Raw genomic sequence first — 16,201 nt, 5'->3', positions numbered from 1 at the left:
GATAATGGTTATTGTTTTTAAAGTGAATAGAAAGTTCATTTTATTTGATTAAATAAAACTGTTCGAATAATTAATAAACAAAACCAAGCCTAATAAAGGTACGGTGTACATTTTATAGGATATTTGAGATGGGTGAGGGGTTTATTAAGGCTAAGTAAGCTCAGCCTTAATAGCGTGTATTTACAATTGGTTTTTATAAACAACACCTGCTTTCATTACGAAGGGTACTGACTCTAAGGTTTTAATGTTTTTAAGAGGGTTTGCTTTTACAGCAATTATATCAGCTGCAAATCCGGTTTTAATTTGTCCTAACTGAGTATCCATTTTTAATAACTTAGCGCTATTAATCGTGGATGCTTGAATTGCTTGTAGTTCTGTCATGCCAAATTCAACCATTCGGCTAAACTGTTTTGCATTATCTCCGTGCGGGTAAATTGCTGCATCGGTACCGAACACCATTTTAACGCCCGCTTTTACAGCACGGTTAAAGCTATCACGTTGCCTTTTTGATACTTGGCGTTCTTTATTTAGGTTTTCTTCGTCAACACCATTTTGCTCGCCATAAGTTAGCGTGTATTCGGTGTTATAAATATCCATAGAAAGCCAAGTTCCATGCTCTTTGGCAAGGGCTATGGCCTCGTCATCTAAAAAGCTGGCGTGCTCTACGCTATCAACACCTGCTTTAATGGCCGTTTTAATCCCACTTGTACCGTGTGCATGAGCTGCAACAGGTAAATCTCGCATATGGGCTTCATCAACGATGGCTTTCATTTCTTCAAAAGAATACTGCTGTGCACCTACTTTAGTCCCTTTTGAAAATACTCCACCTGTGGCGCAAAACTTAATAGCGTTTGCCCCGTATTTAATGTTTTCGCGTACTTTTATACGCGCAGCCCATGGACCGTCTGCGACGCCACTTGAAGTATATTTAAGCTCAGGAGGTAGGCGGTTGTTATCACAGTGCCCGCCGGTAATTCCGAGTGATGGCCCCGAAGCCCAAATACGAGGGCCAACTATGTCACCCGCATTTATGCCGTCACGCACCGCTATAACGCTGTAACCTTCTGCGCCAACATTACGAACTGTTGTAAATCCGGCTTCTAAGGTTCTTTTAGCAAAATGAGCCGCTTTAATTGCCATTCTAGGAACTGACTGGCCTAAACGTTCACTGCGTGGAACGGTCGGATCGCTTGTTAAATGCACATGCATATCCATTAAACCTGGCATAAGGGTTAAATCAAGTAGTTGAATATGTTCATCATCTTTAGTCAGCGTTGGTTTTTTATTTTGTTCAATGTTTGTAATTACGCCATCATCAATAGTAATCAAGGGCGATTTAATGAGTTTGCCATCTTCCACATTAACCATGGCTTTAGCCGATAGGTATGTAACGGCATGGGCATTAAAAGTAGTTAAACACAGTAAGGCAATAGAGGTGCTGAGTAGTTGTTTTTTCATTTTATTTTTCTTTTAAATCATATTTGAATTAATAGAAATGTAACAAGCTCAGATAAAAGTGCAAATTTAATACGATGAACGCAATCTATCGTAATTACTTTATTAAGTAAGGCTTAATGCGCATAATCAAAAAACGATATTAAAAAGGATTATCATGAAATCAATTAAATTAGCATTAGTTGCCAGTGGCGTTATGTTTGCTTTAAGTGGCTGTATGAATACTGAGCTTAGTACACACACTAATACCAGTGCGCAGTTAAACACCGTTAACGCATCGGCAGGTATTGTTTCAGAGCTTTCGGCAGAGCAACAGCTCGATGTACTTGTTGCACAGTATTACGATGAATCGCTTACATATAGCCCCATCAGCGCAACGTATAATGGTCGTAACGAGTTTAACGATCAATTTACGCCTGAGATTTCAAAAGAAAATAGAGCTAAAAAAGCGGCTTTTTATAAAAAATATCAACAGCGCTTAAACTTTATAGATAAAGCACAGTTAACAGGGCAGTCGCTTTTAAGTTTTGAAATATTAGAGCGTGACCTTGCACTTAAATTAGAAGGCATGCAGTTTCCTGATTATTTACTACCAATTAACCAAATGGCAGGTGCGCATAACACCTTTGCAGGTTTTGGTTCAGGTCAAAGTGCCCAGCCGTTTAATACCGTTGAAGATTACACGGCTTTTATCTCGCGTAGCGAAGGTTTTGTAAAGTGGCTAGCCAGTGTAGAGCGTTCAATGGCACAAGGCATTAAACTAGGTATTACGTTACCAAAACCACTAGCTGAAAAACTGCAGCCACAATTTGCAGCTCATGTAGTTAAAAATGCTGAAGACTCACTATTTTGGGGACCAATTAAAAAATTACCAGACTCGATTAGCGCACAGCAAAAGCAAAAAATTACAGCGCAGTATCGTCAATTGATTATGCAGCACTTAGTACCGGCTTATAAAAGCATGAGTGACTTTCTAGCTAATCAGTATATTGCAAATAGCCGAAAAAGCGTTGGTTACAGTGACCTACCAAACGGTAAAGCATGGTACGAATACCAAATTAAGAAAAACACGACGCTTAGCTTATCTGCAGATGAAATTCATGACATTGGTTTAAGTGAAGTGTCGCGTATTCTAAGCGAAATGAAAAAAGTAAAAGAAACCGTAGGCTTTAAAGGTGAGTTATCTGAATTTTTTGACCATTTACGTGATTCAGATGAATTTTACTACGACACGCCTGAGGAGTTAATTGCGGCATATGAAAACGTTAAGAAAAAAATAGACGCGCGTTTGCCTCTGCTTTTTAACATCGCACCCAAAGCACCTTACGTTGTAAAAGCGGTTGAAGCATACCGAGCGCAGTCGGCAGCAGGTGCATCATACGCATCTCCGGCGCCTGATGGCTCTCGCCCTGGTATTTTTTATATCAATGCTTATAACTTAAAAGCGCAGCCTAAATTTTTACTCGAAACTTTATCGATTCACGAAGCAGCCCCGGGCCATCACTTTCAAATAGCACTTCAGCAAGAAATAGAGGGCTTACCTGATTTTCGCAAATTTGGTGGTTACACTGTGTTTGCAGAAGGTTGGGCGCTTTACGCAGAAAGCTTAGGCAAAGAGCTAGGCTTATTTACCGACCCTTATATGTGGTACGGACGTTTATCAGACGAGCAATTACGCGCAATGCGTTTAGTGCTTGATACTGGTTTTCATGCAAAAGGGTGGACGCGTCAACAAGGTATAGACTACATGCTTGCAAATTCGTCTATGGCTAAAAGTGATGTAATTGCTGAAGTAGAGCGCTATATAGCATGGCCAGGCCAAGCGCTTTCTTACAAGTTAGGGCAATTTAAAATTCAAGAATTACGTGATTTTTCTAAAAAAGAACTCGGCAATAAATTTGATATTAAAGCGTTCCACACGCAAATATTAATTGATGGCGCATTGCCAATGCCAATCCTTGAGGAAAAAATTAAGCGTTGGGTTAAATCTCAAAGCTAATTTGTAGCGCAAAGCCTGTACTTTGAAAGGGTATTGGCTTTGCGCCATTTACAGCAATACGGTAGAATGCGCGCTCTTTAGGGGGCACGAGTAAACTATGTTTGATCAACAATTAGCAAATACACAATTTTGGCTTAAAAAAAGCTTAAGCGACATGAGTCAAAACGAATGGGAAGCCATTTGTGATGGATGCGGAAAATGTTGTTTAAATACGTTTATTGATAGCGAAGATGAAGACGAATTTACCGCCACCGATCAGTTACGCGAAGGTGAGCAATTAATATTTACTAATATTGTATGTCAGTATCTTGATAACAACACCTGTGGTTGTAGCGAGTACGAAAACCGCCAAACGCTAGTTCCTTCTTGTGTAAAACTCACAAAAGAAAACCTTAAAGACATCTTTTTTATGCCACAAAGCTGCAGCTACCGTCGTTTACATGAAGGTCGTGGTTTGGCTTCTTGGCACCCATTATTAAACAGTGGTGATAAAACAAAGATGCATGAGCTAGGTATTTCTGTAAAAGACAAAACAGTCAAAGATTGCGATGTAAAGCTAGACGACTTTGATTTGTACATTGCAGAGTGGCCAACAAAGGACGCTGAGTAATGAGTAAACAACAAGCGGTAATTGGGTTAATCAATCCTAAAAGCCCGACTAATGTTGGCGGTGTATTACGTGCAGCAGGTTGTTACGATGCCAAACAGGTGTTTTTTACAGGTAATCGTTACTTAAACGCTAAAAAGTTTCATACCGATACTAAGAACGCACTTGAGCGTATCCCTTTAACTGAAACCAATAGTTTAGAAGCGGTAAAACCAGAGGGCGCAACCGTTGTTGTTATTGAGCTTATTGAAGGTGCAACACCTTTACCTGAGTTTAAGCATCCTGAAAATGCGTTTTATGTTTTTGGCCCAGAAGATGGCTCTGTATCAAAAGACGTTTTAAAGTGGTGTGATGAAGTGGTATATATTCCAACTATTGGCTGCATGAACTTAGCGGCTACCTGTAATGTTGTTTTGTATGATCGCTTAGCTAAATTAGGCGGCGTTGAGAGTAGTGACGATACTATTATTAGCTCTCGTGATACAAACAATAAAATGAGGTGGCAAAAAAGCTGATTAGTTAAGGTTTATTTGTGCAAAAATGTTAGTTTTGGCTAAACTTAAAAACATTATAAATCATAAATAGATACTAAAATGCGCTGGTTTTATTTTATATTATTACTGACAAGTAGTAATTGTTTTGCTGAAACATCAGTTGAGTATTATCAAAATGGTACTCAACATGTTTTAACTGGACATTACCACAAATCAGGAGTGCTCTATGAAGCGAAAAACCCCAAACAAACACTCCATTTAGCCACACTCGATTGGCCTCCTTATATTGGTAATAATTTATGTAATAAAGGCTGGGTTTATCAATTTTCAATTGCTCTATTAAATAGTAAGGGCTACAGCGTATATATTGAATTTTTGCCTTGGGCAAGAGCTGTACGAAATGTAGAACTAGGCAAAGCTGATATATTAATGCCTGAATATTTTATAGAAGATACAGCCCCCTCCGATTATGTTAATGGTAAAAAACGTCGAGAATTACTCGGTTTATCTAATTCGTTTAAAGGTGGCGAAATTGCATTTTTAAAAAGGAAAGGTGATACAGACCGTTTCACTGGAAACTTAAAATCGCTTAAAGGGCAAAAGATTGGTGTTGTTCGTGGGTATCAAAATACGCCTGAGTTTGATGCTATGATGGACAATGCTGAGTTTGAAGTTATTACCTCTGTTGATGATTTACAGCTTGTTCAGCTTCTGGTTGCTAAACGTGTTGATTTGATTATAGGCGACCCTCAAGTTCTTAAATTCTCTGTAACTTATTCTTCTTTAACTAAACCTGAAAAACAATCTTTGCTTTCTTCCATTGAACAAGAAAGTATTCCTCTGCAATACAACCCTTTATATTTTGCTATTAGTAAACTTACACCTAAATGGCTTTTAGTCTTAGAGGACATAAATGAAGGGCTTTATCAGTTTCATAATAGTGGCGAGATAGACCGTATTATCAATACGACAAATACTCAATGCAAGCCATAAAATTGGAACGTTCCTTTGTTGCGCTGACTAATTTATATATAAACATGTAGAATCGTTTTCAACTTGTTAATGGAGTGAAAACGACGTGAGTGAAATAAATACAAATCAATCATTCGCGGTCAACGAACAGCCAAATAAAAATTATCTGTTTCCACTGACTGCAATGACGACCCTATTTTTTTTATGGGGTTTTATTACTGTTTTAAATGATGTACTAATACCACGATTAAAAGGCGTATTTGATTTAAGCTTTTTTGAAGCGATGCTAGTACAGTTCTGCTTTTTTGGTGCTTATTTTATTGTTTCTATCCCTGCGGGGATTTTAGTTAAGCAGTTTGGTTACAAAAAAGGGATTTTAACTGGTTTAATTGTGGCTTCAATTGGCTGTATGTTGTTTTATCCTGCTGTTGTAGTACATGAGTACTGGCTATTTTTGAGCGCTTTATTTGTACTTGCCGCTGGTGTAACGGTGCTTCAGGTTTCTGCCAATCCTTATGTTGCTGCTCTTGGGAGCGAAAAAACAGCTTCTTCTCGTTTAAATTTGGCACAAGCACTTAATGCGCTTGGTACTACCGTTGGGCCTTATGTAGGTGGTTTATTATTTTTTGGTACAGCAGGTAGTCTTGCTGCTTCTGCAGCAACTGCTGAGTCTGTAAAAGTGCCTTATTTAATGCTTGCTGGTGCCTTATTACTTATCGCTATTATATTTGCCTTTATAAAGCTTCCAGAAATTGAAGCCCATAAAGAGGAAAATAATGCTGCAGTAGAATCTCGTTCATTAACTCAAGCACCGCACTTAACTATGGGTGTACTTGCTATATTTTGTTATGTAGGTGGGGAGGTTGCCATTGGCAGCTTTTTAGTTAACTACTTTGGTGAGGCGCACATAGCAGGACTTGAAGAGCATACTGCGGCTGCACTTATTAGTTATTACTGGGGCGGGGCAATGGTAGGGCGTTTTATTGGCTCTGTATTATTACAAAAAATAGCGCCTTCTAAGGCGATCGCATTTAATGCATTTAGTATTATTGCGCTATTACTGATCACCATTTTTACTCAAGGTGACGTCGCTTTATATTCAGTATTGGCAATTGGTTTATTTAACTCAATTATGTTCCCGACTATATTTTCAGTTGCAATCGAGCGATTAGGATCATTGACCAGTAAGGGTTCTGGTTGGTTGTGCTTAGCTATTGTAGGTGGTGCACTTGTACCATTACTGCAAGGGTTTATAGCTGACACAGTAAATATACAGCAAAGCTTTTTTGTTCCAATGCTATGTTATGTATTTATTGCATGGTACGGATTAAATGTTGTTCGCTTAGCAAACAAGTGGAAATAACAGACTATACAAGAGTGACTGAATACGTATTCAGTCACTTATAAAGCTACATTTAATAGGAACGTTCCATAAGCAATTAATACGAGTCACAATTTATTTCAATATTAGTCAGTTACCCCCTACAGCCTTTTGTTTTTTAATCCTTTATCCTTATTTTTATCTAATAACCTAGTCGCAAGCCTTATTTATTAGGACATTTAGCTAAATTTTTGCTAAAACTGTATGGATAATAAAGATAAATAATAAAAAGGATGTATATGCTTAACTCGTTGAAATTTACTTCCAAAGTGACTATTGCAGCCTCTTTAATTTTGGTTTTGGTGCTAGGGTTATTTACTTTTAATAACTACATTGCGATGCGCAAGCAAACAGAGCAGCAGTTAAGCCTGGTATTACAACAAAATTCCGAATCTGTTTCACAAAATATAGCGAGTTGGTTAAATGCAAAGTTGGCGATTGTTATATCAATTGCTAAAACCCATAAAGCTAATGATTCTAAAGCACTCACCCTTTCACAATTAAATACTGCAGAGCTTGCCGGAAGCTTTAAAAATACGTATATCGGTAAATCCAGCGGCACGTTTATATTAAACGATCAATCAGTCGTTTTACCTGCTGATTTTGATGCGACCTCTCGCCCTTGGTACAAATTAGTCGAAAACAAATCAAATACCGCTTTTACAACTCCCTATATTGATGTAACAACTAACGAGCTTACAATTTCAGCGGTAGTACCCATGCTACAAAATGGCCAGTTTAGCGGCGTTGCAGGTGCCGATATTGATATGCAAACCGTGACTAAAATTATTAACGATATTGATTTTTTAGGTCTCGGTTATGGTTTTTTACTCGATAACAAAGGTCAAGTGTTAAGCCATCCTAATGCTAAGTTAAACTTAAAAAATACATCAGACATTTTTGGTACTAATACGCCCTTGCAAAGTGAGTTTACCCAATACGAGATAAACGGAGAGTCTAAGCTTATCTCGTTTACAAAAATCAGTGGTATTGAAAACGTAGATTGGTACCTAGGTGTTGTCATAGATAAAGATAAAGCGTATGTCAGCGTTTCTAACTTTGGCCAAACTGCGGCTGTTTTTATGGTGATAGGGATCATTACTATCATTATTATGATGCAGCTTTTATTACGCTATTTAATGCAGCCTATGAACCGTTTAAACGATGCCATTAAAGATATAGCACAAGGCGAAGGCGATTTAACAAGGCGCTTAACCGTTGAAAATGATGATGAGTTTGGCGACTTAAGCCATTCGTTTAATATTTTCATCGAAAAAATTCAGCATTCAATAGAGCAAGTAAAAGAGTCAACAGAGCAATTAGATACAGCTATTGAGAGCTTGGTATCACAAACACATTCATCGCTGTCTATGTATGATGATCAAAGTAAACGAACCGATAGTGTTGCAGCGGCTATTAACCAGTTTTCAGCTACATCAATGGATATTTCAAATAATGCAGAGAGTGCATCGCAGCTTGCTAAAAATGCAGATGAGCACTCAACACAAAACCAAGAAGCGTTAAGTCACAGTGTTACAACCATCCACCAGCTTTCAGCTAATATGGAGAAAGCTCAGCAAACTATAAACAGTTTAAATACGCACACAGCCAGTATTGGGCAAGTGCTTGAAGTTATTAAAGGTGTAAGCGAGCAAACTAATCTATTGGCACTAAATGCAGCAATAGAAGCCGCTAGAGCAGGAGAGGCAGGACGCGGTTTTGCCGTTGTAGCAGATGAAGTACGCCAATTAGCACACCGCACTCAACAATCAACGCAAGAAATTGAAGACACGGTGAGCCAGTTACAAAAAGGCTCAAACCTTGCTGTAGAGCTTATGAAAACAAGCCTTCAAGACAGTGAAAAAAGCGTACAACAAGCAGATGCCGTCGGCAATTTAATGAGCCATGTTATACAAGCTATTAAGCAAATTAACGATGCAAATCATTCTGTAGCCAGTGCAACCGATGAGCAAAACCAAGTTGTTAAGTTATTAGATACTGATATTCAAACAATTAGTGCGCTTTCTATACAAGGCAAGGCTAACTTAAATGACACGCTTAACGAATGTACCAAACTAAAACAGCAGTTTAGTGCCTTAGAAAATATGGTTCAAAAGTTTAAAGTATAAAATTAATGACTAAAAAAAATGTGAATAAACCAAATTGGCTCAGTCTAATAAATATCGACAGTGTTTATAGCTCAGACATGCAACGCAAAGCGTTTTCTTTATTTACCATGATTGGGATATCAATTGTGGTGATTGCTGTACTCGTGTTTTTGAATTATAAGGTTTACTCACCGATACTCACTGCTTCATTAATTATCGTTAACATTACAAATATAAGCTGTTCTATCTACTTTATAAAAACGGGTAATCTTCAAGTAGTGGCATTAATAAGTATGAGTATTGTATGCATGATGTTTGTTGCACTTGTTTATACCGGTGGTAAAGACAACACCGCGCTATATTGGCTAATGTTTTATCCTGTAGTGACGTTTGCATCTTTAGGGGTCAGGTTAGGTGCTTGGTTAGGTTTTACTTTACTGTTTTCTTGTATTGTTATTTTATACGGCCCTGATTTTGGTCAAGTTAGCTATGGCAATGTAGAAAAAACACGGTTTATAGCGTCCTTTTCTATGGTGTTTTTATTCTCATTTATTGGTGAGTATTTTAGGCATAAAAGCCACATGGCTATTGCCGATATTACGCTAGAGCAAAAACAAGATGCTTATACCGACCCCCTTACTGGCATAGCAAACAGACGTTTTATTACCTCTCATTTTTTAAAGCTTGCCCAAACACGCCCAGAGCAGTACTTACCTTTTTCAATTTTGTTAATTGATTTAGATAACTTCAAGTCTTTAAACGATACGCATGGTCACGATTTTGGTGATACGGTATTAATTGAATTTACCAAGCTCCTTGAATCTCAGTTTTTGGCAACTGCGTTAAAGGCCCGTTATGGCGGTGAGGAGTTTGTTGTTATTTTACCGCAGGTTACTGTTACTACAGCCACTGTAATAGCAAACAAATTTCGAGAGGCTGTTGCAGGGCACGTTATATTTACTGATGACAAGCAGCGTATTTCAATCACCTGTAGTATTGGTATTTCCCAAGTAAATAAAGTAACTGATTATGATGATTCGTTAAAACAAGCTGATGAAGCTCTTTATAGTGCAAAAGCTGCTGGTCGTAATAGTGTCGTCTCGAACCTAGGCCCTAGTTGAAGGATTAATATGTCTCAAAGTAAATTAATATATGTTCATGACCCAATGTGTAGCTGGTGTTGGGGTTACTCACCAACCTGGCTTAAGCTAAAATCAGAGCTTGCTGGTAAAGTAGCAATTGAATATAAAGTAGGTGGATTAGCACCTGATAGCCAAGACCCAATGCCGCAAAATATGAAAGAGATGCTTGAGGGTACTTGGCATAAAATTTCAGCGCAGTTAGGTACGCAATTTAATTATAACTTTTGGCGCGATTGCCAGCCAAGGCGTTCAACGTATCCCGCATGTAGAGCTGCACTTATAGCGCGCAAAGCAGATAAAGAAGCTCAAATGGTGGCTGCAATTCAAAATGCTTATTACCTAAATGCGCAAAACCCGTCAGATGAAAGTACATTAATTAGTTTGGCTGAAAAGATTGGCTTAGATAAAAATGAGTTTACCGCGCAGCTAACGTCAAGCGAGCTTAATGATGAATTTAAAGCTGAGTTATCCTTTGTTCGTACACTACCAATCCAAGGTTTTCCCTCACTAGTGCTTATTAAAGGTAATAAAGCATACCCAATTGAAATAAATTACACCGATTGGCATTATTCCCTTAATCAAATTAATTCAATTTTAAAATAACCCAGCCTGTTTATAGGGCATTTGGTTAACAAATGCTCTTATCATCTTAAAACCCCCCTCGTAAGTCTTAATTATTACCACTGTCATAAAAGCGACTTTTTTGCGCAACATCCTTGTCATGTTTCATCTATAAACTCCTGCTCATTGAAATTATTAAGTCATAAATTATTTATATAACAAAGTTTATGACCTAAAAAAACAAACTAGCAAATCCGCTAACTAACGAGTAAAGGTGTATGCGATGAAAGGCGTTAAACCATTAATCTTAGCTGGTATTGTGGCCGCAAGTGCAGCAGTACACGCAAACGATTTAGATAAGGTTATTGATAAAAGCAGTGAAATTAATAAATCAGCTGCGCAATCACAAACAAAAATAGACAAGATTGCAGATTCAATGCAAGGACGTTTACAGCAATTTAAAACCCTCAATAAAGAAATTGACGGTTTAGCTGTTTACAACGCTCAGCTAACTAAACAGTTAAATAATCAAGTAGAAGAGATGGAATCTTTAAACCTGTCTATGGATCAGGTTTCTATTATTGAACGTCAAATTACACCTTTAATGATGCGTATGATCACAGGCCTTGAGCAGTTTGTATCACTCGACGTGCCATTTCTACAAGACGAGCGAGCAAAACGTTTAGCCTCATTAAAAACTATGATGGATCGCGCTGATATCACCTCAAGCGAGAAATTTCGCCGTGTTCTAGAAGCTTATCAAGTGGAAGTTGATTACGGGCGTACCATTGAAGCATATACCGCTCTATTAGAAGTCAGTGGTAAAGAGCGAGAAGTAGACTTTTTACGCATTGGTCGTTTAGAGCTTATTTATTTAACGCGAGATGGCAAGCAAGCAGGTAGTTGGGATACAGACACAAAAACGTTTGTAGCGCTTCCTGACTCTACTATAAGCCAAATTAACAAAGGTCTTCGCATAGCGCGTAAGCAACTTGCCCCAGATATGTTAACTCTGCCAGTACACGCAGCAGAATAAGAGGTTAAAAATGAAATTGTTTACTCAAATGACAAAAACGGCTCTTTTTGCTGCAAGTCTTACATTAAGCCTAGGTTTTACAGGTAATAGTATCGCGGCAGAGTCAATGAATCTTGACTCGTTACTTAAATCAATTGAAGACGGGAAATCGGTTCAAAGCGCACAAAACAAACAACGAGAGCAAGAATTTACCTCGCGTCAAAACCAACAAGTGCAAATGCTAAAAGATACACAAGCAAAACGCAGTCAAATGCTTGGTGAGTCAGAGCGATTAGAAACACAGTTTGAAGAAAACGAAGTTAAGCTTGCTAATTTAACCGACACTTTATCAAAGCGTATGGGATCACTTAAAGAACTATATGGCGTTCTTCAGCAAGTTGCTGGTGATTCAAGCAATAAATTTGCAACATCGGTTGTATCGGCAGAAATTCCAGGGCGAAGTGCTTTTATGGACGATCTCGCTCAAAAAATGGGCTCAACATCAAAGCTTGCTTCAATCGACGATATTGAAAAAGTGTGGTACGAGCTGCAACGCGAAATGACCGAGCAAGGCAAAGTAAGTCGCTTTAATACTACGGTTATAGTCGAAGGTGGTAATAAAGCACAGCAAGAAGTTGTTCGCGTAGGTGCTTTTAACCTTATATCGGGCGGTAAATATTTAGAATACAACCCAGGTACGAATACACTAAGCGAACTAACTCGCCAACCAGTATCGCGCTACACATCAACAGCGGGCGATTTACAAGAAGCTAAAACAGGTGTTGTGCAGTTTGCACTTGACCCAACAGGTGGTTCAATTTTAGGTTTACTCGTTCAAGCCCCAGATACTGCAGAGCAAGTACATCAAGGTGGCGCTGTTGGTTACGTAATCTTAGGTGTAGGTTTACTTGCATTATTAATTGCAATTGAGCGTTTTGTATCGCTATTACTTGTTGGTGGGAAAATTCGCCGCCAGCTAAAAGACAGCGTAGCGAGAGATGACAATCCACTAGGTCGTGTTATGAAAGTTAAAGATGACTACCCAAATGTTGCCTACGACACGTTAGAGCTTAAATTAAGCGAAGCTATTTTACGCGAAATGCCAAAAATTACGCGTAACTTAACACTTATCAAAATTATATCGGTAGTTGCACCGCTATTAGGTTTACTTGGTACGGTAACCGGTATGATCAATACCTTCCAAGCAATTACACTATTTGGTACTGGCGACCCTAAACTAATGGCTGGTGGTATTTCTCAAGCACTAGTAACAACCGTATTAGGCTTAGTTGTTGCAATACCAACCGTATTTATTTACACGCTACTTAATACTCGCTCAAAAGGTTTACTGCTTATATTACAAGAGCAAAGCGCCGGTATTATTGCAGAGCGAAGTGAGAAAGGAGAATAAGCCATGGTGCTATTGATTGACTCAATCAATGCTATCCGTGATTTTCTCGACACTGGTGGCCAAGTTCTCTTGGTCATTGGGGTGTTAATCTTCGCGATGTGGTTATTGATACTCGAGCGATTTATTTATTTTTTTAATGGTTTTCGTGGTTATAAAAAAGACGCTAAAAGCACATGGAGTTCTCGCTGTGAGCGTAACAGCTGGAATGCAGAGCAAATTCGTCAAGCGATGATCTCGCGTGCAAGTATGCGCCTAAATACTAATTTACCGCTTATTAACGTAATGGTTGCGTTATGCCCGTTACTTGGCTTATTGGGCACAGTAACAGGAATGATTGAAGTATTTGATGTGATGGCAATTACAGGCACAGGCAGTGCGCGCTCAATGGCATCGGGTGTATCTAAAGCAACTATTCCAACAATGGCGGGTATGGTAGGTGCGTTATCGGGTGTATTTGCATCAACGTATTTACAACGCAAAGCTAAGCGAGAAGTAGAGCTACTACAAGACAGCATGGTTTTAGACCATTAAGCAAAATTTTGATAAGCGGCCCATTTAAAGCCGTTCATCCTAGGAGAATAAAAAATGAGAGCCCCTTTAGGTAATTTAATGCAAGAAGACGAAGCTGAAGAAATAAACATGACACCTATGTTAGATGTTGTATTTATCATGCTTATTTTCTTTATTGTTACAGCCTCGTTTGTAAAAGAATCGGGTATTGACGTAAACCGCCCTGAAGCAGCAACAGCTGTTAAAAAAGAACGTGCAAACATATTAGTGGCGATTTCTGACACGGGTGAAATTTGGATTAACAAACGTCAAATTGATATACGTGCAGTGCAAGCCAATATTGAGCGTTTAAAAGCTGAAAACCCGCAAGGTAGTGTTGTTATTCAAGCTGACAAAAAATCAACAACCGATACTTTAATAAAAGTAATGGATGCAGCACGCGCAGCAGGTGTGTTTGATGTGTCGATTGCGGCTCAAGAAGCATAAGGGCAGGCAATGCGTTATTTAGTAGCATTAGTAATAGCCGGTGTAGTGACCTTTATGTTGTTTTTAGGCATGCAGGCACTTATTACTGGTGGCGAAGGTGTAATGAGTGAACCCGCCAAGGGTAATGTTCTTGATTTTGTAAGGCTTAAAAAAGAAGAAAGCGTGCAAAAAAAAGAACGCAAACCACAAAAACCACCAACGCCTAAAGAGCCACCTCCGCCAATGGAATCGCCGCAAATGCAAAATAGCGACGCGACTGCGAACGCTAATAACTTCGACTTTGGCGCCAATGTGGATGCAGATGTAAATTTAGCCGGTGGTTTAGCGCTTGAAACAAGTGATGGTGAGTATTTACCTATTGTTAAAGTGGCGCCTGTTTATCCTCGTCGCGCATTATCACGTGGCATTGAAGGCTACGTTATTGTTGAATTTACAGTAACTAAGCAAGGTACGGTGCGAGACCCACAAGTGATTAAAGCAGAGCCTGAGTCTCTCTTTGATAGAGCGGCGATGGATGCAGCCCTTAAATTTAAATATAAACCGCGCGTAGTAAATGGTGAAGCCGTTGAAGTTGCGGGTGTTCAGAACAAAATATCTTTCCAAATTAGCGGTTAATTTAGTAATTAACCACGAGTAAACGGACAGAAATGCGAGGCGATTATGAAATTACTACCTATAGCTAAATTTTTAAAATTAACACTATTTTGTACTGCTGCGATCAGTACAAGTATTGTTGCACCAAGTGCCCTAAGCCTAATACCAGGGTTAAATGTAGCTACGGCATATGCAGAGCAAGAGCAAAAAACAAAACGTGTACCAGCGCTTCGCGAAAAGGTCTACAGCCAACTCGCACGTGCACAAAAACTCGCTGATGATGGCGATGTTAAAGCAGGCCTTGAAGCGCTTGATAGCATTCAAGAGCGAGCTTCGAGCATGAACTCGTACGAAATTGCGATGATGCATAATTTTTATGGGTTTATTTATTACAACGAAAACTATTTACCAAAAGCGATAGCTTCGTTTGAAAAGGTCGTAGCAGAGGAAGCCATTCCTGAGTCGCTTCGTTTAAGCACTACGTTTAGTTTGGCGCAATTAGCTATGGCTAATAGTGATTACACTAAAGTTATCGCATTTTTAGATGACTGGGACAGTATTAACACTAAGCCTAAAACAGAAGGCTATTACTTGTTAAGGGCTCAAACATACTATCAGTTAAAGGATTATAAAAAAGGGCTTGAGTACATATCTCAAGTAATTGCTTTAAGCGACAGCGAAGGCAAAATCCCTAAGGAAAACTGGTTAGTACTACAGCGTGCAATGTATTACTCACTTAATCAAACTGACAAAGTTGTTGAAGTACTTGAGCGCATGGTAAAGCTTTATAACAAGCCTGAGTATTGGGTACAGTTATCGGGTATGTATGGTGAAACAGGGCAAGAAAAGCAGCAGTTGGCGGTAATTGAAGCGGCTTATCAGCAAGGATTTTTAACCTCTAAGTCTGATTTACGTCAATTAGCGCAAGTGTATTTATATAACGGCTTAGCATTTAAAGCCGCAGACGTTATGAGCGATGCGATTGAAAAAGGGATTGCAGAGCAAAACGCTAAAAACTATGCCTTTGTAGCTGAGGCGATGATTCAAGCAAAAGAAGACGAAAAATCAATAAAATACTTTGTGAAAGCAGCCGATTTATCACCCAGTGGTAAGTATGATCAACGATTAGCTGAAGTATATGTTAATACTGAGCAATATGAAGAAGCGGCCGACGCAGCGCGTAAAGCACTTAATAAAGGCTCACTTGATTTTGAATCAAATGCATTTGTAGCCTTGGGTATGGCTCAGTACAACTTACAAAATTTTGATGCCTCAATTTTAGCGTTTGAACAAGCCGAAAAACATAAAAAATCACAGCGTTTAGCGCAGCAATGGATTAAATATGTAAAGCGCGAAAAAGTGCATGCAGAAACATTAAGAACGGCACTGCTTTAAGCTTTAGTAATAACGTTTAAATATAATTTCATAATCGCAAATCCAAACCACACTATTTTTAGTGTGGTTTT

Annotated in this window: 15 protein-coding genes; 14 read left to right on the top strand and 1 reads right to left on the bottom strand. The window is 38.8% G+C overall.

The features are described from left to right. Nucleotides 1–180: 180 nt before the first annotated feature. Entirely contained in the window at nucleotides 181–1,458 is a 1,278-nt protein-coding gene (locus tag L659_RS0114830; protein ID WP_024591053.1) for a Xaa-Pro dipeptidase, read from the bottom strand. A gap of 154 nt (nucleotides 1,459–1,612) precedes the next feature. Here L659_RS0114830 and L659_RS0114825 point away from each other — a divergent pair, with 154 nt between their 5' ends. From L659_RS0114825 to L659_RS0114750, 14 genes are all read left to right on the top strand, one after another. Then, on the top strand, nucleotides 1,613–3,454 hold the full coding sequence (locus L659_RS0114825; RefSeq protein WP_024591052.1) for a DUF885 domain-containing protein: 1,842 nt from the start codon (nucleotides 1,613–1,615) through the stop codon (nucleotides 3,452–3,454). 97 nt (nucleotides 3,455–3,551) lie between these two features. Beyond that, the gene (locus L659_RS0114815) at nucleotides 3,552–4,064 is read left to right on the top strand and encodes a YcgN family cysteine cluster protein (RefSeq protein WP_024591051.1); all 513 of its coding nucleotides are present in this window, start codon (nucleotides 3,552–3,554) and stop codon (nucleotides 4,062–4,064) included. After that, the gene (locus tag L659_RS0114810) at nucleotides 4,064–4,576 is read left to right on the top strand and encodes an RNA methyltransferase (protein WP_024591050.1); all 513 of its coding nucleotides are present in this window, start codon (nucleotides 4,064–4,066) and stop codon (nucleotides 4,574–4,576) included. The genes L659_RS0114815 and L659_RS0114810 overlap by 1 nt, the downstream gene beginning before the upstream one ends. A 78-nt stretch (nucleotides 4,577–4,654) precedes the next feature. Continuing rightward, nucleotides 4,655–5,548, top strand: coding sequence for a substrate-binding periplasmic protein (locus L659_RS0114805; RefSeq protein WP_024591049.1), 894 nt, complete (start codon nucleotides 4,655–4,657; stop codon nucleotides 5,546–5,548). An 85-nt stretch (nucleotides 5,549–5,633) separates the two neighbouring features. Further along, nucleotides 5,634–6,890, top strand: a complete 1,257-nt coding sequence (locus L659_RS0114800) for a sugar MFS transporter (RefSeq protein WP_007583255.1) — start codon at nucleotides 5,634–5,636, stop codon at nucleotides 6,888–6,890. 257 nt (nucleotides 6,891–7,147) lie between these two features. Beyond that, entirely contained in the window at nucleotides 7,148–9,037 is a 1,890-nt protein-coding gene (locus L659_RS0114795; protein ID WP_024591048.1) for a methyl-accepting chemotaxis protein, read from the top strand. A gap of 5 nt (nucleotides 9,038–9,042) precedes the next feature. Next, a complete protein-coding gene (locus L659_RS0114790; RefSeq protein ID WP_024591047.1) occupies nucleotides 9,043–10,137 on the top strand; it encodes a GGDEF domain-containing protein in 1,095 nt (364 codons plus the stop codon). Between the two features lie 9 nt (nucleotides 10,138–10,146). Further along, nucleotides 10,147–10,761 carry a DsbA family protein gene (locus tag L659_RS0114785; RefSeq protein WP_024591046.1) on the top strand — a complete coding sequence of 205 codons (615 nt, stop codon included), beginning with the start codon at nucleotides 10,147–10,149 and terminating at the stop codon, nucleotides 10,759–10,761. Between the two features lie 241 nt (nucleotides 10,762–11,002). After that, the gene (locus L659_RS0114775; RefSeq protein WP_024591045.1) at nucleotides 11,003–11,755 is read left to right on the top strand and encodes a DUF3450 domain-containing protein; all 753 of its coding nucleotides are present in this window, start codon (nucleotides 11,003–11,005) and stop codon (nucleotides 11,753–11,755) included. Between the two features lie 10 nt (nucleotides 11,756–11,765). Further along, a complete protein-coding gene (locus L659_RS0114770; protein WP_024591044.1) occupies nucleotides 11,766–13,145 on the top strand; it encodes a MotA/TolQ/ExbB proton channel family protein in 1,380 nt (459 codons plus the stop codon). A 3-nt stretch (nucleotides 13,146–13,148) separates the two neighbouring features. Then, entirely contained in the window at nucleotides 13,149–13,676 is a 528-nt protein-coding gene (locus L659_RS0114765) for a MotA/TolQ/ExbB proton channel family protein (RefSeq protein ID WP_024591043.1), read from the top strand. A gap of 54 nt (nucleotides 13,677–13,730) precedes the next feature. Further along, nucleotides 13,731–14,141, top strand: a complete 411-nt coding sequence (locus L659_RS0114760; RefSeq protein ID WP_024591042.1) for an ExbD/TolR family protein — start codon at nucleotides 13,731–13,733, stop codon at nucleotides 14,139–14,141. Between the two features lie 9 nt (nucleotides 14,142–14,150). Further along, a complete protein-coding gene (locus tag L659_RS0114755; protein ID WP_024591041.1) occupies nucleotides 14,151–14,756 on the top strand; it encodes an energy transducer TonB in 606 nt (201 codons plus the stop codon). Nucleotides 14,757–14,801: 45 nt separating this feature from the next. Then, nucleotides 14,802–16,130, top strand: a complete 1,329-nt coding sequence (locus tag L659_RS0114750) for a tetratricopeptide repeat protein (RefSeq protein ID WP_024591040.1) — start codon at nucleotides 14,802–14,804, stop codon at nucleotides 16,128–16,130. Nucleotides 16,131–16,201 lie beyond the last annotated feature (71 nt).

Origin of the sequence: Pseudoalteromonas sp. S8-8, from assembly GCF_000497875.1 — a bacterium.
Taxonomy (GTDB): domain Bacteria; phylum Pseudomonadota; class Gammaproteobacteria; order Enterobacterales; family Alteromonadaceae; genus Pseudoalteromonas; species Pseudoalteromonas arctica.
This window is presented reverse-complemented; position numbering and strand designations above follow the sequence as displayed.

Excerpts from the sequence above, each read along its gene's own strand:
- L659_RS0114830 (WP_024591053.1), bottom strand. The coding sequence starts at position 1,458 with ATGAAAAAACAACTACTCAGCACCTCTATTGCCTTACTGTGTTTAACT.
- L659_RS0114825 (WP_024591052.1), top strand. The coding sequence starts at position 1,613 with ATGAAATCAATTAAATTAGCATTAGTTGCCAGTGGCGTTATGTTTGCT.
- L659_RS0114815 (WP_024591051.1), top strand. The coding sequence starts at position 3,552 with ATGTTTGATCAACAATTAGCAAATACACAATTTTGGCTTAAAAAAAGC.
- L659_RS0114810 (WP_024591050.1), top strand. The coding sequence starts at position 4,064 with ATGAGTAAACAACAAGCGGTAATTGGGTTAATCAATCCTAAAAGCCCG.
- L659_RS0114805 (WP_024591049.1), top strand. The coding sequence starts at position 4,655 with ATGCGCTGGTTTTATTTTATATTATTACTGACAAGTAGTAATTGTTTT.
- L659_RS0114795 (WP_024591048.1), top strand. The coding sequence starts at position 7,148 with ATGCTTAACTCGTTGAAATTTACTTCCAAAGTGACTATTGCAGCCTCT.
- L659_RS0114790 (WP_024591047.1), top strand. The coding sequence starts at position 9,043 with ATGACTAAAAAAAATGTGAATAAACCAAATTGGCTCAGTCTAATAAAT.
- L659_RS0114785 (WP_024591046.1), top strand. The coding sequence starts at position 10,147 with ATGTCTCAAAGTAAATTAATATATGTTCATGACCCAATGTGTAGCTGG.
- L659_RS0114775 (WP_024591045.1), top strand. The coding sequence starts at position 11,003 with ATGAAAGGCGTTAAACCATTAATCTTAGCTGGTATTGTGGCCGCAAGT.
- L659_RS0114770 (WP_024591044.1), top strand. The coding sequence starts at position 11,766 with ATGAAATTGTTTACTCAAATGACAAAAACGGCTCTTTTTGCTGCAAGT.
- L659_RS0114765 (WP_024591043.1), top strand. The coding sequence starts at position 13,149 with ATGGTGCTATTGATTGACTCAATCAATGCTATCCGTGATTTTCTCGAC.
- L659_RS0114760 (WP_024591042.1), top strand. The coding sequence starts at position 13,731 with ATGAGAGCCCCTTTAGGTAATTTAATGCAAGAAGACGAAGCTGAAGAA.
- L659_RS0114755 (WP_024591041.1), top strand. The coding sequence starts at position 14,151 with ATGCGTTATTTAGTAGCATTAGTAATAGCCGGTGTAGTGACCTTTATG.
- L659_RS0114750 (WP_024591040.1), top strand. The coding sequence starts at position 14,802 with ATGAAATTACTACCTATAGCTAAATTTTTAAAATTAACACTATTTTGT.